A 24,542-nucleotide genomic window follows, 5' to 3' on the forward strand; every position below is an offset into this window, starting at 1 on the left:
CCCGCCTCGGTGCGGCGAAGATTGGCATCGGCCGCGCGCAGATCGGCATTGGCCCGCAGCGCCTCCTCGACCAGTGAATCGAGCCGGGGATCGGCGTAGAGCCGCCACCAGTGATCGGGCAGGGCAGCGTCGCTGAACGCCTTGTCCTTCGCCGACAGGAACGCGCCGGTGGCGGCAGGCGCATGGGCAGGGCCGGAAACGGGGGGATGATAGTCCGGCCCGGCGCGGGTGCACCCGGCGAGCAGCGCGACGGCGGCAAGCAGGAACCGGCGCCGCATCACTGCTTCGCCTGCAGGGAGGGGGCCGGCGTCGCCGTGGGCTGTATGGCGGGATCGGGCTGGATCGTCACCGTCGCGGTGCGGCCGGCGATCAGGCGGATGTCCGCCGGCACGCGGGTCAGCTTCACCCGCACCGGGATGCGCTGGGCGAGCCGCACCCAGGTGAAGGTGGGGTCGACATTGGGCAGCAGGTTGCCCGCATTGCTGCGGGTGGTGTCGTTGATGCCGGCGGCGATGCTTTCGACCATGCCGTGGAGCAGGCGCGGCTCGCCCATCAGCTCCACCGTCACCGGCGCGCCGATGCGGATGCCGGGCAGCTTGGTTTCCTCGAAATAGCCCTCCACCCGCACGCTGTCGGCATCGACCAGCGCCATCGCCTGCTGGCCGGCTGCGACATAGTCGCCCGGATGCAGGTCGAGATTGGTGACGGTGCCGTTGACCGATGCCTTCACCTGGGTCCGCGCGACGTTCAGCTCGGCGCTTTGCACCGTCGTCATCGCCTGGGCGAGCGCGGCCCGGGCGGTGGCGACGCGGGCGACGTTTTGCTCGTGCGTCTCCGCGGCGACGAGGTTGCCGAGGGCGAGGTCGCGGCGGGCCTCGCGCTGCGCCTGGGTCAGCGTCGCGCGGGCGCTTTCGACGCTGGCATGGGCCTGCGCCAGCGCCAGCGAATAGCGCGGCCGGTCGATCACGAAGAGCAGGTCGCCTGCCTTGACCTGCTGGTTGTCGTGCACCGCCACCGCGGTGACCAGACCGCCGATATCCGGCGTCACCCGCACCACATCGGCCCGCACCCGCCCGTCGCGCGTCCAGGGGCTGCGCGCATAATGCTGCCACAACCACCAGGCGACGAAGGCGGCGACGATCACGATGACGATCGTCGCGGCGCTGCGGCCAAGGGCAGGAAGGTAGCGTTTCATGGGCGGAATCCGATCGAGGGCGTGGCCCAGGCGAGCAGCCCGAGCAGCAGAATGAACAGGCAGAGATCGACGAGCGGGCGATAGGCCACGAAGCGATACAGGCCGAAGGCGTTGAGCAGGCGGGCGAGCGCCATGGTGAGCAGCATGGCGAGGATGCCGAGTACCAGCAGGGTCGGCACGAACACGCCGCCGATGGAGACTTCCCCGGTCACAGCGCGGCCTCGGGCAGCGGATCGGCATCGGGGAAGAGGTTGCGGCGCAGGCTCACCAGGCCGAGCGTGCCCGCCCGGCGCACCGCGGCGTCGGCATCGCCGGCGACGGCGTGCAGCGCGGCGTCGATATGGGCGAGCAGGCCGGGATCCTCCGGCTTCTCCGCCTCGGGCTCCAGCCGACGATAATAGTCGCCGACGTCGCGCAGCACGTCGGTCAGCGGGGCGGCACGCTCGGGCGCCATGTCGAGCCGCACGGCGCGCAGTTCGCCGATGGCGACGCCGGTGCGCAGGTCGCGCAGGGCATCGTATAGCGGCTGGCCCGGCGAACGGCCGCTCAGCGCGAGCCGGGGCGCGAGCAGCGCGATCCGGTCCAGCATGCGGTTGATCCAGCCACGGACGTCGGGCGGGGTCATCAGGTTGCTCCTCTCGGCGATGTCGGCCCAGCCCGCGCGCAGAGTGCGGCGGATCGCCTGGTCGATGCCGGCGGACTGGAGCAGCCGCGCCATCACGATCGCGAAGGCCACCCCCATCAGCTGGGCGATCGCGCCGTTGACGAAGCTGGCAAAGGCACTGGTGTAACGCGCGGAGATCAGCAGAGGGCTGCCGAGCCCGAGCAGCGTGGGCAGCGCGATGCCCATCCATTTGGGGGAATGCATCATCGCGCCGAGGATCAGCAGCGGCGGCGCCATCGCGGCGGCCAGCTGGCCGAACCCGTCCAGGCGCGGCATGATCGCATAGCCATAGATCGCCCCGAGGATGGTCGCGATCAGGGTGCCCCAGAAGAAGGTGCGCAGCGGCAGCAGCGGATCGGGGGCGGCGGCGAACAGCGCCAGGAACACGCCCGCCAGCATCACCGCCGTCGATCCGTCGGACCAGCCGCTCGCGATCCAGATCGCCGAGCCCACCGCCAGGGTGAGGAACGCGCCGATCGCGCCGCGCAGCGCGCCGACCTTGTCGACATGCAGTTCGCGACCCCGGCGTCCTTCGAGCAGTTCGGCGACGCGAGGGGAAACCGGGCGGCGGTCGAGTGTCGCCAGCTGCTCGGCCAGTTCGCGGCAGTCGCGGTGCGCACCGATCAGCGCGGCGAGGCGCGAGAGCAGGCTGAGCAGCAGCAGGTCGTGCCAGGAACTGCCTTCCCGTACCGCCGGCTCCAGCGCCGCACAGCGCGCCTCGAGGGCGGCGGCATCGGCGGCGCGCTCCTCCCGGTCGCGGTCCAGCGTCTTCAGCCAGGCCTGGGTGTCGGTGAGCAGCGCGGCGACCTCCGGCGGCAGCCCGCCATGTGCCTGGAGCCGCACGGTGCGATCGTCGACCGCGGCACCCAGCGGCATCAGCAGCGACAGCTGGTCCTGCAGCGCCCGTACCGTGCGCACGCGCGGCGCAGTGCGGGCGGTCTCGTAGGGCAGGTGGATGGAGAGCTGGTGCAGTTCGGTGATGTCGACGGCGAGGCGGCGGCGTTCGGCATCGACGCCGGCCACCGGCTCCAGCGCGAGCGCGTCGTGCGACCAGCGTTCGGCGTCCTGGAGGATGGTCGAGACGCGGGTGAGGAGGAAGGCGGCGACCGAGCGGGGGAAGATCACCCCGTGGACCAGGCTGCCGCAAAGGATGCCGAGGGTGATTTCCTGCACGCGCAGGCTGGCTACGGTGAAGATGGTGCCGGGCGCGTCGACGCTGGGCAGCACGATCAGGACCGCGCTGTAGCCCGCCAGCACGAACATGTAGGAACGCGGCGTACGATCGAGCAGCGACACGAACACGCACAGCCCCAGCCAGCCGGAGATCGCGAGGACGAGCAGTTCGGGCGCGTTGATCAGCGCGGGCACCATCAGCACCGCCGCCCCCGCGCCCACCACTGTGCCGATCACCCGGAACAGCGCCTTGGAGAGCACCGCCCCGGCCAGCGGCTGCGCGACGATATAGGCGGTGAGGAACGCCCAATAGGGCCGGTCCAGCCCGATCGACAGCGCCAGATAGATGGTGAGCATGCCGGCCGCGTAGGATTTGAGCGAGAACAGGGCGGCGTCGATGCCCCAGCGACCGGTCATGGCTGCTGCCGCCGATCGGCCAGTCTCGCCGCCAGATGATCCAGTACGCGCAAGGTCGTCTCCAGTTCCCCGTCGCTCACCCCGTCGAGCAACTCGCTGCGCAACGCAGCGAGGCGGCGGTCGATCCGTGACGCGTGCGAAACGCCGTTTTCGGTGAGGCGGAGGCGGTTGGCGCGCCGATCGCGCGGGTCGACCATGCGGATGACAAGGCCCGCTTCTTCCAGCGCGTGCACCGTGCGGACCAGCGAAGCCTCGGTCACGCCCACGGCGCGGGCGAGATCGGTCTGTCGGGCATCGTCGCCAAGCCGCTGCAGATAGACCAGCGCCCAGCCGGTCGACCCGGAAATGTCGAGCGACGCGAGCGCGGCATCGGCAAGGCGCTGCCAGGCACGTGCGACGGGAATCATGCGCGTCGCAAGCGCGCGCTCCTGGGAATGCCTATCCATAGAAGGCATTAGTTAGGATGCTAACTAATGCAATCAACCCCTATTCGGTATGGATAGGGATCGCGACCTATTTCAGTCGGAGCGGAAGCCCCGCCGCGAGGAACTGCACTTCGTCGGCTGCGGCCGCGATCGCCTGGTTGAGCCGTCCGGCAGCATCGCGAAAGCGGCGGGCCAACGCATTGTCCGGCACGATGCCGAGGCCGACCTCGTTGGCGACCAGGATGACCGGCCCCGCCGCCTGCGCGACGGCATGGGCAAGGGCCTCGGTCTCGGCGTCGAGGTCGCGTTCGGCGAACATCAGGTTCGAGGTCCACAAGGTCAGGCAATCGACCAGCAGCACGCGACCCGGCCGGGCCTGGATGGGGACGGCGGCGGGCAGATCGAGGGGAACGTCCAGCGTCGACCAGCGCGGGCCGCGATCGGCGCGGTGGCGGGCGATGCGGTCTTCCATCTCCGCATCGAGCGGCTGGGCGGTGGCGACATAGACCAGGTCGCCGGGAAGGGACTCGGCCCGCGCCTGGGCGTAGCGGCTCTTGCCCGAACGGGCGCCGCCGAGAACGAGCAAGCGGGTCATGGCCGGGTCTCCTGGGCGAGCGCGATCAGCGCGGGGATGTCGACATGGGTTTCCAGCTCGGCGGCGATCGCATCGAGTGCGGCGTCGACCGATGCGGCATAGTCCGCACCCGACGAGGCGATGCCGATCCGCGCGAGCAGGGCGCGGCGCAGCTCGGTGCTGGCGAACAGGCCGTGCAGATAGGTGCCCAGCACGCGCCCGTCGGCCGTCTGCGCACCATCCGGGCCGCGCTCCAGCGTCGCGAAGGGGCGGGCGGTATCGGGGCCGGTGGTGGCCCCCATGTGCATCTCATAGCCGTGGATCGGCGCGCCGAGCGCGGTGCCGCGCGCCGCGCGCAGTGCCTTCTCCTGCGTCAGCACCGTCTCGACGTCGAGCAGGCCGAGCCCCTCGGCGCGCCCTGCCGGACCCTCGATCCCGTGCGGATCGGCGATGGCGCGGCCGAGCATCTGATAGCCGCCGCAGATGCCCAGTACCGCGCCGCCGCGCCGGTGATGGGCGAGGATGTCGATGTCCCAGCCCTGTTCGCGCAAGGCGGCAAGATCGGCAATGGTCGCCTTGGAGCCGGGCAGGACGACAAGCGCGGCGTCGCCCGGGATCGGCCGGCCTGGCGGGATCATCGCGAGCGTCACGCCTGGTTCGAGCTTGAGCGGATCGAGATCGTCGAAATTGGCGATGCGCGGCAGCATCGGGCAGGCGATCAGCAGGTGATCGCCCGTGCGGTGGGCGGTGCGCTCCAGCACCACCGCATCCTCGCTCGGCAGGCGGGCGGCATCGCGCAGCCAGGGGATCAGGCCATAGCCGCGCCAGCCCGAGCGTGCCTCGATCTGCGCATAGCCGTCGGCGAACAGGGCTGGATCGCCCCGGAACTTGTTGATCAGGAAGCCGCGGATCATCGCGGCGTCCTCGGAATCGAGCACCGCGCGGGTGCCGACCACCGCCGCGATCACCCCGCCGCGGTCGATATCGCCGACCAGCACCACCGGCACACCGGCGGCCCGGGCGAAGCCCATATTGGCGATGTCGCCGGCGCGCAGGTTGATCTCGGCGGGCGAGCCCGCCCCTTCCACCAGCACCACGTCGCATTGTGCCTCCAGCCGGCGAAAGCTCGCCAGCACCTCGCCGAGCAGCGGGCGCCGGGCCTCGCGAAAATTGCCGGCATGGAGCGTGCCGCGCACCCGGCCGTGCACCACCAGTTGCGAGGTGCGATCGGCCTGGGGCTTGAGCAGCACCGGGTTCATGTCGGTATGCGGCGCGACCCGGCAGGCCAGGGCCTGGAGGGCCTGGGCGCGTCCTATTTCGCCACCATCTTCGGTAACCGCGGCGTTGTTCGACATGTTCTGCGGCTTGAACGGGCGGACCCGCAGGCCGCGGTTGGCGAGCGCCCGGCAGAGCCCGGCGACCAGCACCGACTTGCCGACGTCCGACCCGGTGCCCTGCAGCATCAACGCACCCATGCGAGCCCTCCTGCGATCAGCCATAGCAGTCCGCAGGCGCGGACATAAAGGCCGAGGCCCCGGTGGATGTCGCCGGCAACCGCGTCGGTTCGGCCGTCGCCGATCCAGGGCTTGGCCTGCACGGCGCCGTCATAGGCGATCGGCCCGGCGAGCCGCAGGCCCAGCGCGCCGGCCATCGCCGCCTCGGGCCAGCCGGCATTGGGCGAGGCATGCTTGCCGGCGTCCCGCCACATCGTGCCCCAGCCGCGACCGGCAGCCAGACACAGCAGCAGCCCGGAGAGCCGGGCCGGCGCGAGGTTGAGCAGGTCGTCGGTGCGCGCCGCCGCCCAGCCGAACGCCCGCCAGCGCGGTTCGCGGTGGCCGATCAGGCTGTCGGCGGTGTTGATCGCCTTGTAGATCCACAGGCCCGGCAACCCGCCGACCAGCAGCCAGAACAGCGGCGCGACGATCCCGTCGCAGAAGCTCTCGGCCAGGCTTTCGATCGCGGCACGAGCAACCCCCGGCGCATCCAGCCGCGCGGTATCGCGACCGACGATATAGCCGACCGCGGTGCGTGCGGCGCTCAGGTCGCCGGCGGCGAGCGCCGCCGCGACCGGGCGGACATGGACATAGAGGCTGCGCTGAGCGAGCCCGGGGAACGCCGCCAGCGCGACGAGCAGCCAGCCGTGCGGAAGCCGCATCGCGATCCGCTCGATCTCCCACCCGGCGGCACCGGCGAGGAGCAGCAGGAGCAGCACCGTCGCGACACCCCCCATTCGGCGCATCCGCTCCGGCAGGTCTGCCCGGTTCCAGCGCTGCTCGCACGCGGCGATCAGCCGGGCGAAGCCGCCGACCGGATGCCCGATCCGCGCATAGAGCCAGGCCGGCCAGCCGATCGCCGCCTCCAGCGCCAGCGCGGCGAGCGCGACCGGCTCAGCCATGGCCGAGCGCCCGGTCGAGCCGGTCGAGCGCTTCACCGGTCGCGGGGGTGCCGAGACGGAGCCATGTCGGCGCATAGTCGAACGGGCGGGTGAGGATGTGCGCCTTTGCCAGCCGCTCGAACAGCGCGGGCGCTGCCGGGTGCTCGACCAGCCGGAACAGCGGCGAGGCCCCCGTGGGCGCGAGACCATGGCGGCGCAGTACCGCATCGAGCGCCTCGGCACGCTGCGGCAGCGCGATGCGGGTTGTCTCGATCCAGGCGGTGTCGCGATAGGCGGCGGTACCGATCGCCAGCGCGGTCGCGTCGATCGGCCAGTCGCCGAGGATGCGGCGGTACCGCGCCAGCAGCGTGCGCGGGCCGAGCACGAAGCCGAGCCGAATCCCCGCCAGCCCGAAGAACTTGCCGAAAGAGCGAAACACGATCAGCCGCCGTGCATCGCCTGCCGAGGGCGCGATGCTCGCGTCCGGGTGCGGATCGGCAAAGGCTTCGTCGACCACCAGCCAGCCGCCGGCAGCGGTGCGATCGGCGAGCAGGGCTTCGAGCGTCTCGCGGAGCAGCAGGGTGCCGGTGGGGTTGTTGGGATTGGCGAGGATCAGGGTCGCGTTTCCCGGCACGGGCGTATCCGGCGCCAGTGCCATGCTGTCCGCGAAGATCGCCCCATGCGTGCGGTAGCCGGGAGCAAGGTGGCAGGCGCGGCCGCCGAGCAGCATGCCGAGCAGCCGCAGGCCCATCTCGCTGCCGGGCACCGCGCAGACATGCTCGGGGGCAGTGCCGAAACAACAGGCTGCCGCCGCTTCCAGCGTCGCGAGCGCGGCAGGGCCGGGCAGGGGGGCAAGGTCTGCCCGCAGCGCTGCCGGTACCGGCCACGCATCGGCGTTGATGCCGGTCGACAGGTCCAGCCAGTTCCCCTCGCCGAAGCGGGCGCGGGCGGCGGTCAGGTTGCCGCCATGGTGCAGCAGCGGATCGCTCATGCCAGATGCGGGGCGATCGCGAAGGCGAGCAGCAGGCCGGTCTCGACCAGCTCGATGCCCGCGCCGTGCCCGTCGCCCGAGATGCCGCCGAGCAGCCGCCGCACCCGCCAGCCCCAGGCGGCGATCAGCAGCGGCGCCGCGATCAGCGCGGGCGCGGCGATCGCGGCCGCGAAGGCGAGGAGCACGCTCCAAAGGATCAGGTCGGCCGGGCGAATGGCGCTGCGGAAGCGGCTGGCGAGCCCTTCATGCAGCGGCGGCAGCCACCAGCTCCACACCAGCGGGCCCAGCCGGGCGGCGGCGGGAAGGAACAACAGCGTCCACCAGACACCGCCGGCCAGCACCGCGTGGAGCAGCACCAGCTTGGCGAGCAACTGCATCGCGATCGCGACCACGCCGAAGCTGCCGACATGCGGATCGGCCAGCACCGCGCGCAGCCGATCCCGCCCCTTGTGGAGCGCGCCGCTCGCATCGGCGAGGTCCGCCAGCCCGTCGAGGTGGAGCGCGCCGGTCACCCCGACCCAGGCCGCCAGCGCGGCAAGCGCACCGCTCCAGGGATCGAGCTGGAGCCCGAGCCACGCGGCCACCAGCACGACCAGCCCCACCACCAGCCCGGCGGCCGGAAACCAGCGCATCGAGCGGACAAAGGCAGCTTCGTCGGCCGCGACCGTCGGCAGCGGCAGGCGGGTGAGGAACTGCAGGGCGATGACGAAGTCTCTCATGTACGCAATCCGATGATCTGGCCGACACGCGGCGTGCCCGGCCAGATGCGCACGCTGAGCAGCGCGGCATGGGGCAGGGCGATGTTCCAAAGCTGAGGAAAGTCGAGCGCGCACAGGCTGGCGAGCGCCGCGCGCATCGCCCCGCCATGCGTGACGACCAGCGTCGGCCGGTCGATCGCGTCGATCGCCGCACCGACGCGGGCGACCAGCGCGGGCCATGCCTCGCCGCCGGGGGGGATATGGGCCGCGGGATCGCTCTGGAAGGCGGCCAGCGCCGCGGCGTCGATGGCATCGAACGGCTGACCGTCCCACGTGCCGAAATCGAGTTCGCGCCACCGCGGATCCCGGCCGGCGGCGACGCCGAGATCGGCCGCTATCCGCTCGGCGGGCGCGCGCGTGCGGGCCCGATCGGAATGGAGGATGGCCTCCACCGCCAGTCCGGTCGCGCGCGCCGTGCAGGCCTCGATTCCCTCCGGCAGCGGCGCGGCATCGGTTCGGCCGATCAGCCGCCCCTCGGCCTCGGTGATGCCGTGGCGAAGTAGGTGGACGACGATACCGCTCATGCGCCGCCGGCGACGCCTGCCTCGGCGAAGGTCGCCATGCCGTTATGCGCGGCCAGCGCCGAGCGCAGCACGGCGGCGGCGACGGCGGCGCCGCTCGCCTCGCCCAGCCGCATGTCCAGCCGGAGCAGCGGATCGAGCCCGAGCTGGTCGAGCAGCCGGGCGTGACCGGGCTCGGCCGAGCAATGGCCGGCGATGCAATGGGCGACGATGTCCGGTGCCGCTGCCGCCAGCGGCGCGACCGCGGCGCAGCAGATGAACCCGTCGAGCAGCACCGGCACGCCCGCCTGCCGGGCCGCCAGCACGGCACCGGCAATCGCCGCGAGTTCGCGCCCGCCGACCCGCCGCAGCGTCTCGAAGGGGCTGCGACCGGCGCCGGCATGATGCGCGATCCCCTGCTCGACGACGGCGGCCTTGCGGCTGACGCCGGCGCTGTCCAGCCCCGTGCCGGGCCCGGTCCAGTCGCTCGCGCTGCCGCCGAAGCTGCGCAGGCAGAGCGCCGCCGCGGCGGTGGAATTGGCGATGCCCATCTCGCCGAGCAACAGCAGGTCCGTGGCGGGGGTCACCACCGCCGCGCCCTGGTTGAGCGCGGCCAGACACTCGTCCTCGGTCATCGCCGCGTTCGCGGTGAAATCCCGGGTCGGTCGGTCGAGCTCGAGGGCGATCACCTCGAGGGGCATGCCGATCGCCCCGGTAAGCGCGTTGATCGCGGCGCCGCCGTGCGCGAAGTTCGCCACCATCTGCGCGGTCACTTCCGGCGGAAAGGCGCTGACCCCTTGCGCCGCGACTCCGTGGTTGCCGGCGAAGACGACCGCCTTGGCGTGGTCTAGCGACGGCCGCTCCCGGCGCTGCCAGCCGGCGAGGAATACGGCGATGTCCTCCAGCCGCCCGAGCGAGCCCGGGGGCTTGGTCAACTGCTGCTGACGGGCGCGCGCGGCGTCGATGCTGGATGGATCGGCTGCGGGGAGCGCGGCCAGCGCGGCTTCGAACGCGGCGACGGCGGGGAACAGGGGGGCGGTCGAAGTGGCGTCTCGCAATGGCATTCCCGGCTCCAGCAACAGATACGCGCCGGCCGCGGAGGATCCGCGCCCGGTTCGGCTTCGTCGCTCGAACGGAAGACCGCGCTGCGGCCGCACCCTGGACCGAGCGTGAGCGACTCCCCTTGCCGGCAGGTCTCCTGGCTCGCGGGTCTCGGCGGTTCGGGCGCCTTCTCGGGATCGCTCCCAATGGCCTGTGCCCGGCCGCTCTCCGCCTACAGTTGCAGGGGCAGCTGCGGAGTAGGACGCCGAGGCGCCCGCACCGCATTCCCTCTGGGGCCCCGCGGGGCACCGGCATGGACAGGAAGGTCAAACCTTCGCGGCCGCTCTAGCGGTGCGCCGGGCGCGGCGCCAGCCTTAATGGGGGCGTTCGAGCGCCGGCGGCAGCAGGACTTCGATGCGTGCGATGAGCCCGAACAATGCGTCGATCGCATCCACGCCGCCGCCCAGTGCCTGCACCGATTCCAGCTGGTGATGGGCGCGCTGGATCGCGCGGGTCGTGCCGGCGATGTCGGGCACCTCGGCCAAGAGCGCCTCGCTGCGGTGAAGCCGCACCAGCAGCCAGGCGAGCTTGTGTGCGAGGTCGATCAGCTGGATTCGCTCGGAGGACAGGAACATCCAGCTTCCGGTCGAGGCGATCACGGCGCTGGAAAGCCGGTCGAGGGCGGCGAGCAGGTGGCGCGGGCTGGAGCCGCCGTTGCGGGGCAGGGGGTCCAGATCCTGTATGATGGCCTCCGGCTCGATCCCGCGCGGGCTGCGTCGGCCGCGGCTCCAACCGCCAAGCATGGCTTGCTTCAAACGTGGCATGTGCATGGCGATTCTTCCCGAGCTGCGGATGGCGTCCTAGCCCAGCGAGGGAGGGCGGCTCGTGACACGCGTCACGCCAGATGGTTGCACGGCGTTGACCATCACCGGCAGGAACCCTAGGTTTCCTCCCGATGTATGCAGGTGAACCCCCGCTGACCCTTCCCACGATCGTGCTGGTCGAGGATGATCCCCAGTTGCGCACGCTCACCGCGCGCGCGCTCCAGGAGAATGGCTACACCGTGCGCCCGGCCTCGTCCGCGCCCGAAATGTGGCTGGCGCTCGACCAGGGACCGGTGGACCTCGTGCTGCTCGACGTGATGCTGCCGGGCACGAGCGGCATCGACCTGTGCCGCGCGATCCGCCAGAAGAGCTCGGTCCCGATCATCTTCATCTCGGCCAAGGGCAGCGAGACCGATCGCGTGGTGGGCCTGGAACTCGGCGCGGACGATTACCTGGCCAAGCCGTTCGGCACGCGCGAGCTGGTCGCGCGGGTACGCGCGGTGCTCCGCCGCGGTGCCGGCGAGCGTGACGCGACCGAGCGGCCGAAGGGCGAGATCCACTTCGACGGCTGGACGGTAAACCTGCCGCGCCGCGAGCTCCTGTCTCCCACCGGTGCGGTGGTGGACCTGACCGGCGCCGAGTTCGACCTGCTGGTGACCTTGTGCGACCATGCCGGCCGCGTGATCTCGCGCGAGCGGCTGATCGAGCTGTCGCGCACCCGGCTGGGCGACAGCTCGGATCGCAGCATCGACGTGCTGGTCAGCCGGCTGCGGCGGAAGCTCTCCGATGCGGGCCACCAGGCGCCGATCGTTACCGTGCGCGGCATCGGCTATACGCTCAACGTCCCCGTGACGCGCGCTTGAGGGCGTTCCTCCGCCGCCCCTCGGGATTGATCGGGCAGGTCTTCGCGATCCTGCTGCTGACGATCCTCATCGAATTCGCCGTCTCCACCCTGCTCTACGAGCGCGCCAGCCAGTTCGCCGTGCGCGACGACGAGGCGCGGCGGCTGGCCGAGCATCTGGTGATCGCGCGCAAGCTGCTCGCCGAGCAGCCGCCCGCCCGGCGCGACGCACTGGCGCTGGAGTTCACCACCTCGCGCTACGAGGTGCGGTGGATGCCGCAGCTGCCCACCGCCCTGCGTCAGCAGCCGGACCTCGACCGGCTGTACGAACAGGTGGTGCTGTGGGAGCCGAGCCTGGCGATGGACGGCCTCCGCCTGCGGCTGACCTCGCAGGGGAGCCGCGCGCTGATCGTGGGCGCGGTGCCGATGCCCGATGGCAGCTGGATGTATTTCCGTACGCGCGAGCAGATGCACGCGGCCGACCTTGGTGCGTCGCGGGTATTGCTGGCACTCGCCCCGGCGCTGGCGCTGATCCTGATCAGCGGCGTGCTGCTGCGACGGATGCTGCTGCCGATGCGGCGCCTCGCCGTCGCCGCCGATCGGTTCGGGGCCGGCAATGTGGTGGAGGTGAAGGAGGCGGGGCCGAAGGAACTGCGGCGCGTGATCAGCGCGTTCAACCGGATGCAGGAGCGCATCCAGCGGCTGATCGCCGATCGCACCCAGGCGCTTGCCGCCGTCGGGCACGACATGCGCACGCCGCTTGCCCGGCTGCGGTTGCGCGCGGATGCCATCACCGACCCCGACGTGCATGCGGCGGTGGAGACCGACATCACCGAGATGGAGGCGATGATCGCCTCGCTGCTCGCCTTTCTGGGCGGCGAGGGGGACAAGGAGCCCCCGGCTCGGGTGGACCTTGCGGTGCTGTGCGCAACGATCGCCGACGACAATGCCGATCATGGCCGCGACGTCGAATATGACGGCCCCGACCATTTCGAGCAGGTGCTGCGCCCGCTCATGCTGAAGCGGGCGCTCAACAATCTGGTCGACAATGCCGTGCATTATGCGGGCCAGTGCTGCATCCGGCTGGTGCCGCTGCCGGGCGCGGTGGCGCTGCGGGTGGAGGACAAGGGGCCGGGCATCCCCGAGGAGGAACTCCAACGGGTGATGCAGCCGTTCGTCCGGCTGGATGCCGCCCGGTCGCGCGATACGGTGGGCTTCGGGCTCGGCCTGTCCATCGTCGCGCGGGCGGCGGAGGCGGAGGGCGGCGCGTTCCGGCTGACCAATCGGGAGGGCGGCGGTCTCTGCGCCGAGATCCTCCTGCCGCGCGACGGCTCGCTGGCGTAGCAACGTTTACTTACGAATCCGCCGCGATGCAGCAATTGCTTGTGCTTAGTTTGGTCTCCTGACGAAATGCCCGCGCCGCGGGCCGGTACCCAGGAGCCAAGCCGTGAACGAAGTGATCGGACGCGTCGTCGATTTCGAGAAGCAGGTCTTCCCGAACCAGCACGCCCTCTATTCCAAGCTCGCCACCCATGGGCAGAGCCCGAAGGCGCTGATGATCTCCTGCGCGGACTCCCGTGTGGTTCCGGAGCACATCATCCAGGCGAACCCCGGCGACCTGTTCGTCTGCCGGAACGCCGGCAACATCGTGCCGCCCTTCGCCACCCAGAATGGCGGCGTTTCCTCGACGGTGGAATATGCCGTCGCGGCGCTGGGCGTGCGCGACATCATCGTCTGCGGCCATTCGGACTGTGGCGCGATGAAGGCGCTGATGAACCCGGAAATGCTGGAAGGCATGCCGAACGTCACCGCCTGGCTGCGCCACAGCCACGCCGCCAAGTGCGTCGTCGACGGCGGTTATGACAAGCTGGACGCGGCCGACAAGGTCCGCACCGCGGCACTGGAGAACGTGGTCGTACAGCTCGCCCATCTGCGCACCCATCCGTCGGTCGCGGCGGGTATCGCGCGCGGCGAGATCGCGCTGCACGGCTGGTTCGTCGATATCGGCGCGGGCATGGTGCTGGGCCTGGACGGCGAAAGCGGCCGCTTCGTTCCGATCCGCGAGGATCGTGCCATGCCGGTCGCACTGCCGGCCGGCCAGCGGCTCGCGCGCGACGTCGCGCTGGCGGAGGCAGCCGAATGACCATGGTCGCCGAAGCACCGAAGCCGAAGAGCTTCGTGCGCGACTTCACGGCGTCCATCGTCGTGTTCCTGGTGGCCATGCCGCTGTGCATGGGCATTGCCATCGCCTCGGGCGTGCCGCCCGAAAAGGGCCTGGTCACCGGCATCATCGGTGGCCTGGTCGTGGGCCTGCTCGCCGGTTCCCCGCTCCAGGTGAGCGGCCCTGCGGCGGGTCTTGCCGTCATCGTGTTCGAGTTGGTGCGCGAGCAGGGGCTTTCCGCGCTCGGCCCGATCCTCATCCTCGCCGGCGCCATCCAGGTGGTGGCCGGTGTGTTGCGCGTCGGCGGCTGGTTCCGCGCGATTTCCCCCGCCGTCGTCCACGGCATGCTGGCGGGCATCGGCATCCTGATCGTGGTCGGCCAGTATCATGTGCTGTTCGATGCCAAGCCGCTGTCCAACGGCCTTGCCAACCTGTCGGCCATGCCCGGCCGTCTGCTCGGCCTCTCCACCAGCCTCGCCTCCGCCGAGATGGCGCTGGGCCTGGGCCTGCTGACCATCGCCACGATGATCGGCTGGGACAAGTTCAAGCCTGCCGCGGTCAAGCTGGTGCCCGGCGCGCTGGTCGGCGTGGTTGCGGCGACGCTGGTGGCGTTCAGCCTCGGCCTCGACGTGACCCGGGTCGCGGTACCGTCGAACATCGTCTCGGCGATCGCGCTCCCGGAAAACGGCTTCTTCGCCAAGTGGCTGGACCCGCAGGTCATCACCGCCGCGATCGCGCTTGCCTTCATCGCCAGCGCCGAGACCCTGCTGTCGGCCGCCGCGGTCGATCGCATGCACGACGGCGTTCGCACCAACTACAACAAGGAGCTGCGCGCACAGGGTATCGGCAACCTGCTGTGCGGTGTCGCCGGCGCTCTGCCGATGACCGGCGTCATCGTCCGCAGCTCGGCCAACGTCCAGGCCGGCGCGCAGACCCGCTGGTCGGCGGTGCTGCACGGCGCCTGGATCCTCGGCTTCGTCGCGCTGCTGCCCTGGCTGCTGCGCGAGATCCCGATGGCGGCGCTGGGTGCGGTGCTGGTCGTGACCGGTGTGAAGCTCGTCAACCTCAAGCATGTCCGCCACCTGTTCGCCCAGTACGGCGTGCTGCCGGCAGCGATCTGGGCAGTGACCTGCGCGCTCGTCGTGACGCAGGATCTGCTGACCGGCGTGCTGGTCGGGATCGCGCTTTCGCTGCTCGAACTGGTGCCGAATCTTCGCCGGCTCGGCCTAAAGGTCGACCAGCAGGAGGAAGCCGGTGCCCACCGCATCGCGCTGGCGGGTTCGGCGACCTTCATCACGCTGCCCAAGCTCTCCGATCGGCTCGAATCGGTTCCCGGCGGCAAGTCGGTGCTGCTCGACGTCTCGCGGCTGGACGCCGTCGATCACAGCTGCGCCGAGCTGCTGAAGGATTGGCTCCAGCGCCGTCGTGCGGGCGGATCGCCGGTGGAATTGCGCGGGGCCGGCGGCAAGACCGCCGTGCTCGCCAGCTAACGAAGCATACCCCGAAGACCTGGGGCGGCTTGCCATCGGCAAGTCGCCCCTTTTTTTGTTCAGATCTCCAGCTGGCTGCCCAGCTCGACCACGCGATTGGTCGGGAGCTTGAAGAACTCCATCGCGCTCTCCGCATTCCGGACCATCCAGGCGAACAGCTTCTCCCGCCAGATCGCCATGCCGGGCCGGGACGAGGGCAGCAGCGTCTGCCGGGCGAGGAAGTAGCTGGTCTCCATCGGCCGGAACGGCGCACCGCAATCGCGGATCGCGGCGAGTGCCGCGGGCACGTCCACCTCGTCCATGAAGCCATAGTGCAGCACCACGCGGAAGAAGCCTTCGCCCAGTGCCTCCATCGAGGTGCATTCCTTGCCCACCACATGCGGCACCTGCTCGATCGCGACGGTCAGCAATACGATGCGCTCGTGCAGCACCTTGTTGTGCTTCAGGTTGTGGAGCAGGGCAGGGGGAATGCTGTCCGGCGTGGAGGTGAGGAACACCGCCGTGCCCTTCACCCGCGCGGCCGACTGCGCGGCGGAGCGGATGAACAGGGCGATCGGCATGGCCCCCTCCTGCAGCCGGGCCAGCACCAGCCGGCGCCCGCGCGACCAGGTGGTCAGCAGCACGAAGGCGACCGCCGCGACGAGCAGCGGGAACCAGCCGCCATCGGGGATCTTGGTGATGTTCGAGGCGAAATAGGCGCCGTCGATCAGCAGGAAGATGCCGGTGACCGTACCCGCGAGCAGCGGATGCCATTTCCACACCGCGAAGGTCAGCACGCCCAGCATGCAGGCGGTGATGAACATCGTGCCGGTCACCGCGATGCCATAGGCCGAGGCGAGGTTGCTCGAGCTGCGGAAGCCGAGCGCCAGCAGCACCACCATCACCAGCAGGCCCCAGTTGACCAGCGGCACATAGACCTGGCCGGCTGCCTTGGCGCTGGTGTGGAGGATGCGCAGACGCGGCAGGAAACCGAGCTGCACCGCCTGCTGCGATACGGAGAAGGCGCCCGAGATCACCGCCTGGCTGGCGATCACCGTCGCCATGGTGGCGAGGATGACGAGCGGCAGGCGGCCCCATTCCGGTGCCATCAGGAAGAACGGGTTCTCGATCAGCGCCGGGTTGCGCAGGATCGCCGCCGACTGGCCCAGATAGTTGAGCATCAGGCACGGGAAGGCGATGTAGAGCCACGACACCATGATCGCCCGGCGGCCGAAATGGCCCATATCGGCATAGAGGGCCTCAGCGCCCGTCACGGCGAGCACCACCGATCCCAGCGCCAGGAAGGCGAGGCCGGGATCCAGCGTGAAGAACTTCACCGCGTACCAGGGGTTCAGCGCCCACAGGATCTCGGGTGCGGCAAGGATGCCGCGGATGCCGAGTATGGCGATCACCGCGAAATAGACCAGCATCACCGGTCCGAACAGCTTGCCGACCGCCGCCGTGCCGCGCGCCTGGATGGCGAACAGGGCGACGAGGATCGCCACCGTCACCGGCAGCACCAGCGGGGCCAACCCCTGTTGCACGGTGGTGAGGCCCTCCACCGCCGAGAGCACCGACACCGCCGGCGTGATGATCGCATCGCCGTAGAACAGCGCCGTGGCGATCACCCCGGTCAGCGTGATGGCGAGCCGCCAGCGGCTATCGTCCATCTTCCGCGTGATCAGCGCCAGCAGCGCGAGGCTTCCGCCTTCGCCGCGATTGTCGGCGCGCAGGATGAGCGCGACATATTTGATCGTGACGATGGACGTCATCGTCCAGAAGATCAGCGACAGCACACCGTAGATGTGCGGCGGATCCAGGGCCAGCCGGTGGTGGCCGATGAAACTTTCCTTGAGCGAATAGAGCGGCGACGTACCGATGTCGCCGAAGACCACGCCGATCGCGCCGACCGCGAGCGCGGCGAACCGTTCCTGATGCGCATGCGCGGGGACTGCCCCGTCGCTCGCTGACTGCTCCACTACAGGTCTCCGCCCCGACTGATTCGGGGTGCCACGCGGTACGCCTGCCGATTTTCGCATGCCAGTGGCAACGCGGCCAGGGGCCCGTCCCACCGGTGGATTTCAGGACAGGTGTGGCGTGTTTCCGATACCCCGAAAGGAAAGGGCCGCACCGATCGCTCGGTACGGCCCCCTGCCTTGGTGCTTTTCGAGAGCCTCAGCCCTGCGCGTCGTCCGCGGCAGGTGCTTCGGTCGCGATCTCGCCCGGCTCGGCGTTGGGATCATAATCCTCGGTGAAGCCGGTCTCTTCGCGCTCGAACATCGCCGCCGTGACGTCGACGCCCTGCGCCTGCATCTCGGCTTCTTCCGGCGAACGTGCGACGTTGACCTTGATGGTCACCGCGACTTCCGGGTGCAGCGCAACGCGCACTTCGTACACGCCGATCGCCTTGATCGGGCGATCGAGCACGATCTGCGCCTTGTTGACCTTGTGGCCGTCGGCGGTCAGCACGTCGACCAGGTCGCGCACCGCGACCGAGCCGTACAGCTGGCCGGTGTTCGACGCCTGACGGATCAGGGTCACCGAAACGCCCTCGAGCGTCTTCGATTCCTTCTCGGCCTCGACGCGACGGGTCGCGTTCTCGGCTTCGATGCGCTCACGATTGGCTTCGAAGACCTTGCGGTTGGCTTCGTTGGCGCGGAGCGCCTTCTTGCGCGGCAGGAGGAAGTTACGGGCAAAGCCGTCCTTCACCTTCACCACGTCGCCGATGTGGCCGAGCTTCTCAACGCGCTCCAGCAGAATGACTTCCATGGATCCGCTCCTTACTTAACGATGTAGGGCAGCAGGCCCAGGTGACGGGCGCGCTTGATGGCCTGGGCCAGCTCGCGCTGCTTCTTCGCGCTCACCGAGGTGATGCGCGAGGGTACGATCTTGCCGCGCTCGGAGACGAAGCCCTGCAGCAGGCGGACGTCCTTGTAATCGATCCGGGGCGCATCCTTCGCGGAGAAGGGGCAGCTCTTGCGGCGGCGGAAAAACGGTCGTGCCATGGTCTATCGCTCCTTATTCGCCGTCGAAACCGCCGTCGCGCTCGCGACGACCACGACGCTCGCGGTCACCCTTGCGCATCATCACCGACGGGCCCTGCTCGTGGCCGTCAACCTTGACGGTCATGTAGCGGATCACGTCTTCGTTGATCTGCGTCTGGCGCTCCAGCTCGGCGACCACGCCTGCCGGCGCGTCGATTTCGAGCATGACATAGTGCGCCTTGCGGTTCTTCGCGATGCGATAGGCCAGGCTGCGAAGACCCCAGGTCTCGGTCTTGACGACCTTGCCGTTGTTGTCTTCGACGATCTTGGTGGCGGTTTCCGCCAGCGCGTCCACTTGCGCCTGTGCCAGATCCTGGCGCGCAAGGAACACATGCTCGTACAGAGCCATTCGTTCTCTTCCATGTTGGCCGATCGCTGACGCCGCCCCATGCGCGCGCCCCTCCGGCTGTCGTCTCGATAAAACAAACGGAGCGGGCGCATTGCTGCTCCGCTCCGATCGGGTGCCCTTACACGCAGTTCGGGGGTAAAGGCAAGCCCGTTCGGCGCGCTGGGCTTGCATCGCCTCGCCATTCGGCTCTAACGGCCGCCGCCATTATAGAAGCGTTCGCTACAGAGGAGCCAAGATGCGCGCATTCATTTTCCCGGGCCAGGGCAGTCAGGCCGTCGGCATGGGCAAGGCGCTGGCCGAGGCGAGCCCCGCCGCGCGCGAGGTGTTCCAGGAAGTCGACGAGGCGCTCGGGCAGCATCTATTCAAGCTGATGAGCGAAGGGCCCGATAGCGACCTGACGCTCACCGCCAATGCCCAGCCGGCGATCATGGCCAATGCCATCGCGGTGCTGCGCGTGCTGGAAAAGGAAGGCGGCATCCGCCTGGCCGACAAAGCCGATTTCGTCGCCGGTCATTCGCTGGGCGAGTACACCGCGCTCTGTGCCGCGGGCGCGCTGGACCTTTCGACCACGGCGAAGCTGTTGCGCAAGCGCGGCGATGCGATGCAGTCGGCAGTGCCGGTGGCCGAGGGCGCGATGGCCGCGCTGCTCGGCGCCGATCTCGTCAAGGCCCAGGCGATCGCCGATGCGGCGGCTGAGGGCGAGGTATGCACCGTCGCCAACGACAATGACCCGCACCAGGTGGTGATCTCGGGCGCGCGCGGCGCGATCGAGCGCGCGGTGGCGATCGCCAAGGGACATGGCGCCAAGCGCGCGCTGCTGCTGCCGGTCTCGGCGCCGTTCCACTGCCCGCTGATGCAGCCGGCGGCGGACGCGATGGAGAAGGCGCTGGCCGAGGTGGCGATCCAGGCGCCGCTGGTACCGGTCTATGCCAATGTGACGGCGGCGCCGGTGGCGGATCCGGCGACGATCCGCACGCTGCTGGTGGAGCAGGTGACGGGCATGGTGCGCTGGCGCGAATCGGTGGCGGCGATGTTCGATGGCGGCGTGCACGAATTCGTGGAGCTGGGCGGCAAGGTGCTCGGCGGCATGGTCAAGCGGATCAGCCCGGATGCCACCGTGACCAGCGTCGTGAGCATGGACGATATCGAGGCGCTGGTTAAGGTGCTTTGATTTTTTCACGCGAAGGCGCGAAGACGCGAAGATGCAGGACGTCGAGGCGATTGCAGCCGACATCATCGATGCATCGATCAAGCTGCACATGGCGCTTGGGCCTGGGCTGCTGGAAAGCGTCTACGAGGCGATTCTGGCCGCAAAGCTTGTCGAGCGGGGGCATCACGTCGTTCAGCAGTGTCCGATCGACATAGAGTTTGACGGCTTGCATTTTCAGGGCGCGTTCCGCGCCGATTTGATGGTCGATCGCTGCCTTTTGGTCGAGATTAAATCGGTCGAACGTCTCGCGCCCGTCCATGCGAAGCAGGTGCTTACATACCTTCGCCTACTCAAGCAGCCGCTGGGGCTGCTGATCAATTTTGGTGGTGAAACGCTCAAAGAGGGCCTTCGCCGGGTCGTAAATGGCCATGAACCCTTCGCGTCTTCGCGCCTTCGCGTGAACAAATAAAGAGGACTAGCTTTCGATGTTCGATCTCACAGGCATGACCGCGCTCGTTACCGGCGCTTCGGGCGGCATAGGTTCGGCGATCGCCAAGGCGCTGGCCGCGCAGGGCGCGAAGCTCGCCGTATCGGGCTCCAATGCCGAGAAGCTGGAGGCGTTCCGCGCCGGCCTGGGCGGCGAGCATGTCGCGCTGACCTGCAACCTTTCCGATCGCGCCGCGGTCGACGCGCTGGTGCCGCAGGCGGTGGAAGCGCTGGGCGGCAGGCTCGACATCCTCGTCAACAATGCCGGCGTCACCCGCGACAACCTGGCGATGCGGATGAAGGACGAGGAGTGGGAGCAGGTGATCCAGGTCAATCTGGAAGCCGCGTTCCGCCTGATGCGCGCCGCCGCCAAGCCGATGATGAAGGCGCGCTTCGGCCGGATGATCTCGATCACCTCGGTGGTCGGCGCCACCGGCAATCCGGGGCAGGCCAACTATGCCGCGTCCAAGGCCGGCCTGGTCGGCATGTCCAAGGCGCTGGGGCAGGAGCTTGCCAGCCGCAACATCACCGTCAACTGCGTTGCGCCGGGCTTCATCCGGTCGGCGATGACGGACGTTCTGCCGGATGCGCAGAAAGAGGCGCTGCTCGGCCGTATTCCTGCCGGAAAGCTGGGCGAGGGCGAGGATATCGGTGCGGCGGTCGTCTATCTCGCCAGCAAGGAAGCGTCTTATGTGACGGGTCAGACCTTGCATGTGAACGGCGGGATGGCGATGCTGTAAGCCGAGAGGCCGGGGGGCGTGGAGTAGGAAGAATATGCGTCTGGTGCTTGCCACTGCATTTGTACTTGCGTTCGCGACCCCGGCCCTTGCGGCCCCGGCGGATCCGGCGTCGATCGGCTGTGTCGGGCAGAAGCTCGATGCGGCCGTGAAGGCGCAGCTCGCCGCCAATGTCGAGCGCAACCTTGCCAATCCCGGCCAGCGGCCGAGCTATGATCCGGCGGTGACCCGCGGGCTCAACGATGCCACCACCGCGTGCGCCAACGAACGCGGCTGGAGCGGTGCTTCGGCCTCGGCCTCGGGCGTCTATGCCCTTGCCGATATCGGCCTGCCGGTCGCCAGGCGCGTGGTGAAGGCCAAGGGCTTCGACCCCGCCGCGCTCGACCAGCAGTTCGCCGCGCTGCCCGACGAGGTGCGTCGCAAGCCGCTGACGCCGAAGGCGACGCAGGATCTGATCCGCGCTGCCGTGACCGACGAAGCGCAGCAGACCCGGGCCAATGCACAGCTGCTCGCGCAATATTTTGCGTTTCTCAACACGCTGGAATATGCTTCAGCCGACTTTTCCCGATAGCGGGACGGGGCCCTTGCGGCTCCCTCTTGCAACCGCCACGGCGGCATTCTAGGTGCGGGAAAACGGATTCAGAGCCCCATCACAAAGGAAAACAGGGACCATGGCCAACCAGGAAGAGATCACCACCCGCGTGCAGGCGCTCGTTGTCGACCATCTGGGCGTCGACGCCAAGGACGTGGTGCCGACCGCGAGCTTCACCGATGACCTCGGCGCGGACAGCCTCGACATCGTCGAGCTGGTGATGGCCTTCGAGGAAGAGTTCGGGGTCGAGATCCCGGACGACGCCGCGGAGAAGATCAGCACCGTCGGCGACGCCGTTGCCTACATCTCCGAGCATCAGCAGGGCTGACGCTCGAACGGCGATACCAGCCCGGATGGGCCGGAATTGCGACTAGGCGGCTTCCCGTCCCGTGCCTCTGGCGATGCGGACGGGGAGCCGTTTTGTATTACGAATGAACCGAACTGAAATTGACTGGAGAACTGCCATGCGCCGCGTAGTCGTGACCGGCCTGGGCCTCGTCACCCCGCTGGGGGCCGATGTCGAAACCGCCTGGAAGAACATCCTCGCCAGCAAGTCCGGCGCGGGCACGATCACCAAGTTCGATGCGACGGATTTCCAGAGCAACTATGCCTGCGAAGTGAAGCCGGCCGACCATGAATATGGCTTCGATGCGGGCAAGCGCGTCGATCACAAGATCCAGCGCCAGGTCGATCCCTTCATCGTCTTCGGCATCGATGCCGCCGGCCAGGCGATCGAGGATGCCGGCCTGACCGACATGCCCGAAGAAATGCGATTTCGCGCCGGCTGCTCGATCGGGTCGGGCATCGGCGGTCTGCCGGGCATCGAGAGCGAATCGCTCGTGCTCCATGAAAAGGGCCCGAAGCGCGTTTCGCCGCACTTCGTCCATGGCCGCCTGATCAACCTCATTTCGGGCCAGGTCTCGATCAAGTACGGCCTGATGGGCCCGAACCATGCGGTGGTCACCGCCTGCTCGACCGGCGCACACTCGATCGGCGACGCCGCGCGGATGATCGCGATGGACGATGCCGACATCATGCTGGCCGGCGGCGCGGAAAGCACCGTCTGCCCGATCGGTATCGCCGGCTTCGGCCAGGCGCGCGCGCTTTCCACCGGCTTCCGCGACGATCCCACCAAGGCGAGCCGCCCCTGGGACCAGGGCCGCGACGGCTTCGTGATGGGCGAGGGTGCGGGCGTGGTCGTGCTCGAGGAATATGAGCATGCCAAGCGCCGCGGCGCCAAGATCTATGCCGAAGTGGTGGGCTACGGCCTGTCGGGCGACGCCTATCACGTGACCGCGCCGCATCCCGAAGGCTCGGGCGCGTTCCGCTCGATGCAGATGGCGGTGCGCAAGTCCGGCCTCGCGCTCGAGGACATCGATTACATCAACGCGCACGGCACCTCGACCCCGATGGGTGACGAGCTGGAGCTCGGCGCGGTGCGCCGCCTGTTCGGCGATGCGCTCGGCGGTCTGTCGATGAGCTCGACCAAGTCGGCGATCGGCCACCTGCTCGGCGGCGCCGGTGCGGTGGAGAGCATTTTCTGCATTCTGGCGCTGCGCGACCAGATCGTCCCGCCGACGCTCAACCTCGACAATCCGAGCGAGAATTGCGCGGGCGTCGACCTTGTGCCGCACGTCGCCAAGGAGCGGAAGGTGAAGGCCGTGCTGAACAACTCGTTCGGATTCGGCGGCACCAATGCCAGCCTGGTGATGAAGGCGCTCTGAGCCATGCCGCAGGACGCGCGCTCCCGTTCCCGTCGCCGTGCGCCCGCGCGCCGGCGCCGGGGGCCGCGCGTCCTGCTGATCGCCGCGGCGCTGGCAGTCTGCGCGCTCGGCGGCGGCTGGTGGCTCTGGGCGGGCCCGGGGCCGGCCACCAAGGAACTGAGTGTCGCCGTGCCCGAGGGCGCTACGTTGTCGCGCGCGGCGGGCCAGCTTGAAAAGGCCGGTGCGATCCACTCGCGTCCGCTGTTCCTTGCCTTCGCCAAGCTGCTCGGTGAGGACGGCACGATTCGCGCCGGCGAGTATCGCATCGCGCCCGGCACGAGTGCGCGCCAGATCCTCGAAATGCTGCAGCAGGGCAAGACACGGCAGCGGCTGGTGACGGTGCCGGAAGGCATGCCCTCGGTCCTTGTTGCCGAGGCCTTGCTGAAGGCGCCGGGGCTGACCGGCGAGGTCGAGACGCCCGTCGAGGGATCGGTGCTGCCCGACAGCTATGCCTATGTCCGCGACGAGCCGCGGGCCGCGGTGCTGGCGCGGATGCAGAAGGCGATGACCGCTTATCTCGCCAAGGCCTGGGCAGAGCGGGACAAGGGGCTGGCGATGACCACCCCGCGCGAGGCGATCATCCTCGCCTCGATCGTCGAGAAGGAAACCGGCAAGCCGGCCGAGCGCACCACGGTTGCCGCGGTCTATGCCAACCGGCTCAAGGCGGGCATGCCGCTTCAGGCCGATCCGACGATCATCTATCCGATCACCAAGGGCAAGCCGCTCGGTCGCCGCATCCTGCAATCGGAGCTGCGCGCGAGGAACGGCTACAACACCTACACGATGCGCGGCCTGCCCGAGGGGCCGATCGCCAATCCGGGGCGCGCCTCGATCGACGCGGTGCTGCATCCGGCGGATTCCAAAGCGCTGTATTTCGTGGCCGACGGGACCGGGGGCCATGTCTTCGCCGAGACCTATCAGCAGCATCAGGCCAATGTGGCGAAGTGGTACGCCCTGCGCCGCGCCCGGGGCGAGATGTAAGCGGCTGTCATCGCCGCTTGTTTCGCTCGCATC

27 protein-coding genes, 1 pseudogene and 1 riboswitch are annotated in these 24,542 nt (G+C 69.2%); of the genes and pseudogenes, 11 read left to right on the plus strand and 17 right to left on the minus strand.

The annotated features are described in order from the left end of the window. The 13 genes and pseudogenes from KK7_RS20230 to KK7_RS0106390 all read right to left on the minus strand — a co-directional run. Window positions 1–278, minus strand: a pseudogene (locus KK7_RS20230) (TolC family protein); the annotation flags it as partial. Then, a complete protein-coding gene (locus tag KK7_RS0106335; RefSeq protein WP_010543798.1) occupies window positions 278–1,195 on the minus strand; it encodes an efflux RND transporter periplasmic adaptor subunit in 918 nt (305 codons plus the stop codon). The pseudogene KK7_RS20230 and the gene KK7_RS0106335, both read right to left, overlap by 1 nt. Continuing rightward, window positions 1,192–1,407: a DUF1656 domain-containing protein gene (locus tag KK7_RS0106340; protein WP_010543799.1), complete on the minus strand. Its 216-nt coding sequence runs from the start codon at window positions 1,405–1,407 to the stop codon at window positions 1,192–1,194. The genes KK7_RS0106335 and KK7_RS0106340 overlap by 4 nt, the downstream gene beginning before the upstream one ends. Then, window positions 1,404–3,449, minus strand: a complete 2,046-nt coding sequence (locus tag KK7_RS0106345; RefSeq protein WP_010543800.1) for an FUSC family protein — start codon at window positions 3,447–3,449, stop codon at window positions 1,404–1,406. Before KK7_RS0106345 ends, KK7_RS0106340 begins: the two co-directional genes overlap by 4 nt. Then, window positions 3,446–3,856, minus strand: a complete 411-nt coding sequence (locus KK7_RS0106350) for a MarR family winged helix-turn-helix transcriptional regulator (protein ID WP_010543801.1) — start codon at window positions 3,854–3,856, stop codon at window positions 3,446–3,448. Before KK7_RS0106350 ends, KK7_RS0106345 begins: the two co-directional genes overlap by 4 nt. A 106-nt stretch (window positions 3,857–3,962) precedes the next feature. Next, the gene (gene cobU / locus KK7_RS0106355; RefSeq protein WP_010543802.1) at window positions 3,963–4,469 is read right to left on the minus strand and encodes a bifunctional adenosylcobinamide kinase/adenosylcobinamide-phosphate guanylyltransferase; all 507 of its coding nucleotides are present in this window, start codon (window positions 4,467–4,469) and stop codon (window positions 3,963–3,965) included. Continuing rightward, a complete protein-coding gene (locus KK7_RS0106360; RefSeq protein WP_010543803.1) occupies window positions 4,466–5,923 on the minus strand; it encodes a cobyric acid synthase in 1,458 nt (485 codons plus the stop codon). Before KK7_RS0106360 ends, cobU begins: the two co-directional genes overlap by 4 nt. Next, window positions 5,911–6,843, minus strand: a complete 933-nt coding sequence (cbiB, locus tag KK7_RS0106365; protein ID WP_051121271.1) for an adenosylcobinamide-phosphate synthase CbiB — start codon at window positions 6,841–6,843, stop codon at window positions 5,911–5,913. The genes KK7_RS0106360 and cbiB overlap by 13 nt, the downstream gene beginning before the upstream one ends. Beyond that, entirely contained in the window at window positions 6,836–7,813 is a 978-nt protein-coding gene (locus KK7_RS0106370) for an aminotransferase class I/II-fold pyridoxal phosphate-dependent enzyme (protein ID WP_010543805.1), read from the minus strand. Before KK7_RS0106370 ends, cbiB begins: the two co-directional genes overlap by 8 nt. Then, entirely contained in the window at window positions 7,810–8,532 is a 723-nt protein-coding gene (locus KK7_RS0106375; RefSeq protein ID WP_010543806.1) for an adenosylcobinamide-GDP ribazoletransferase, read from the minus strand. Before KK7_RS0106375 ends, KK7_RS0106370 begins: the two co-directional genes overlap by 4 nt. Then, window positions 8,529–9,095, minus strand: coding sequence for a histidine phosphatase family protein (locus tag KK7_RS0106380; RefSeq protein ID WP_010543807.1), 567 nt, complete (start codon window positions 9,093–9,095; stop codon window positions 8,529–8,531). Before KK7_RS0106380 ends, KK7_RS0106375 begins: the two co-directional genes overlap by 4 nt. Beyond that, window positions 9,092–10,135 carry a nicotinate-nucleotide--dimethylbenzimidazole phosphoribosyltransferase gene (cobT, locus tag KK7_RS0106385; protein WP_051121270.1) on the minus strand — a complete coding sequence of 348 codons (1,044 nt, stop codon included), beginning with the start codon at window positions 10,133–10,135 and terminating at the stop codon, window positions 9,092–9,094. The genes KK7_RS0106380 and cobT overlap by 4 nt, the downstream gene beginning before the upstream one ends. A 107-nt stretch (window positions 10,136–10,242) precedes the next feature. Then, window positions 10,243–10,440: riboswitch (cobalamin riboswitch) on the minus strand. A 46-nt stretch (window positions 10,441–10,486) separates the two neighbouring features. After that, window positions 10,487–10,936 carry a hypothetical protein gene (locus KK7_RS0106390; RefSeq protein WP_138983924.1) on the minus strand — a complete coding sequence of 150 codons (450 nt, stop codon included), beginning with the start codon at window positions 10,934–10,936 and terminating at the stop codon, window positions 10,487–10,489. A gap of 152 nt (window positions 10,937–11,088) precedes the next feature. Between KK7_RS0106390 and KK7_RS0106395 the strand changes: the two genes are divergently transcribed. The 4 genes from KK7_RS0106395 (at window position 11,089) to KK7_RS0106410 (ending at window position 15,428) form a co-directional block, all read left to right on the plus strand. Then, on the plus strand, window positions 11,089–11,799 hold the full coding sequence (locus KK7_RS0106395; protein ID WP_029622951.1) for a response regulator transcription factor: 711 nt from the start codon (window positions 11,089–11,091) through the stop codon (window positions 11,797–11,799). After that, entirely contained in the window at window positions 11,796–13,121 is a 1,326-nt protein-coding gene (locus tag KK7_RS0106400; RefSeq protein WP_029622953.1) for an ATP-binding protein, read from the plus strand. Before KK7_RS0106395 ends, KK7_RS0106400 begins: the two co-directional genes overlap by 4 nt. Before the next feature lie 103 nt (window positions 13,122–13,224). After that, complete coding sequence (locus KK7_RS0106405) at window positions 13,225–13,920, plus strand: carbonic anhydrase (protein WP_010543812.1); 696 nt, start codon at window positions 13,225–13,227, stop codon at window positions 13,918–13,920. Further along, complete coding sequence (locus KK7_RS0106410) at window positions 13,917–15,428, plus strand: SulP family inorganic anion transporter (protein WP_010543813.1); 1,512 nt, start codon at window positions 13,917–13,919, stop codon at window positions 15,426–15,428. The genes KK7_RS0106405 and KK7_RS0106410 overlap by 4 nt, the downstream gene beginning before the upstream one ends. 59 nt (window positions 15,429–15,487) lie before the next feature. On the opposite strand, the gene KK7_RS0106415 is transcribed toward KK7_RS0106410, so the two are convergent. The 4 genes from KK7_RS0106415 to rpsF form a co-directional block, all read right to left on the minus strand. Further along, the gene (locus KK7_RS0106415; protein ID WP_083836044.1) at window positions 15,488–17,446 is read right to left on the minus strand and encodes a potassium transporter Kup; all 1,959 of its coding nucleotides are present in this window, start codon (window positions 17,444–17,446) and stop codon (window positions 15,488–15,490) included. A gap of 136 nt (window positions 17,447–17,582) precedes the next feature. Then, window positions 17,583–18,176 (minus strand): 50S ribosomal protein L9, encoded by a 594-nt coding sequence (rplI, locus tag KK7_RS0106420; RefSeq protein WP_010543815.1) that lies wholly within the window; start codon window positions 18,174–18,176, stop codon window positions 17,583–17,585. Window positions 18,177–18,187: 11 nt separating this feature from the next. Then, the gene (rpsR, locus tag KK7_RS0106425) at window positions 18,188–18,412 is read right to left on the minus strand and encodes a 30S ribosomal protein S18 (protein WP_010543816.1); all 225 of its coding nucleotides are present in this window, start codon (window positions 18,410–18,412) and stop codon (window positions 18,188–18,190) included. Window positions 18,413–18,425: 13 nt separating this feature from the next. Continuing rightward, window positions 18,426–18,800 (minus strand): 30S ribosomal protein S6, encoded by a 375-nt coding sequence (rpsF, locus tag KK7_RS0106430; RefSeq protein WP_010543817.1) that lies wholly within the window; start codon window positions 18,798–18,800, stop codon window positions 18,426–18,428. 235 nt (window positions 18,801–19,035) lie between these two features. On the opposite strand from rpsF, the gene fabD reads away from it, so the two are divergent. The 7 genes from fabD (at window position 19,036) to mltG (ending at window position 24,509) form a co-directional block, all read left to right on the plus strand. Next, window positions 19,036–19,971, plus strand: a complete 936-nt coding sequence (gene fabD / locus KK7_RS0106435) for an ACP S-malonyltransferase (protein ID WP_010543818.1) — start codon at window positions 19,036–19,038, stop codon at window positions 19,969–19,971. Between the two features lie 31 nt (window positions 19,972–20,002). After that, the gene (locus KK7_RS0106440) at window positions 20,003–20,419 is read left to right on the plus strand and encodes a GxxExxY protein (RefSeq protein WP_010543819.1); all 417 of its coding nucleotides are present in this window, start codon (window positions 20,003–20,005) and stop codon (window positions 20,417–20,419) included. Window positions 20,420–20,435: 16 nt separating this feature from the next. After that, window positions 20,436–21,176 (plus strand): 3-oxoacyl-[acyl-carrier-protein] reductase, encoded by a 741-nt coding sequence (fabG, locus tag KK7_RS0106445; protein ID WP_010543820.1) that lies wholly within the window; start codon window positions 20,436–20,438, stop codon window positions 21,174–21,176. 34 nt (window positions 21,177–21,210) lie between these two features. Next, window positions 21,211–21,744, plus strand: coding sequence for a hypothetical protein (locus KK7_RS0106450; RefSeq protein WP_010543821.1), 534 nt, complete (start codon window positions 21,211–21,213; stop codon window positions 21,742–21,744). Between the two features lie 100 nt (window positions 21,745–21,844). After that, window positions 21,845–22,093 (plus strand): acyl carrier protein, encoded by a 249-nt coding sequence (locus KK7_RS0106455; protein WP_010543822.1) that lies wholly within the window; start codon window positions 21,845–21,847, stop codon window positions 22,091–22,093. A gap of 136 nt (window positions 22,094–22,229) precedes the next feature. After that, window positions 22,230–23,489 carry a beta-ketoacyl-ACP synthase II gene (gene fabF, locus KK7_RS0106460; RefSeq protein WP_010543823.1) on the plus strand — a complete coding sequence of 420 codons (1,260 nt, stop codon included), beginning with the start codon at window positions 22,230–22,232 and terminating at the stop codon, window positions 23,487–23,489. Between the two features lie 3 nt (window positions 23,490–23,492). Beyond that, window positions 23,493–24,509 carry an endolytic transglycosylase MltG gene (gene mltG / locus KK7_RS0106465; protein ID WP_010543824.1) on the plus strand — a complete coding sequence of 339 codons (1,017 nt, stop codon included), beginning with the start codon at window positions 23,493–23,495 and terminating at the stop codon, window positions 24,507–24,509. The last annotated feature ends 33 nt before the right edge of the window (window positions 24,510–24,542 follow it).

The organism is Sphingomonas elodea ATCC 31461 (assembly GCF_000226955.1).
Taxonomy (GTDB): domain Bacteria; phylum Pseudomonadota; class Alphaproteobacteria; order Sphingomonadales; family Sphingomonadaceae; genus Sphingomonas; species Sphingomonas elodea.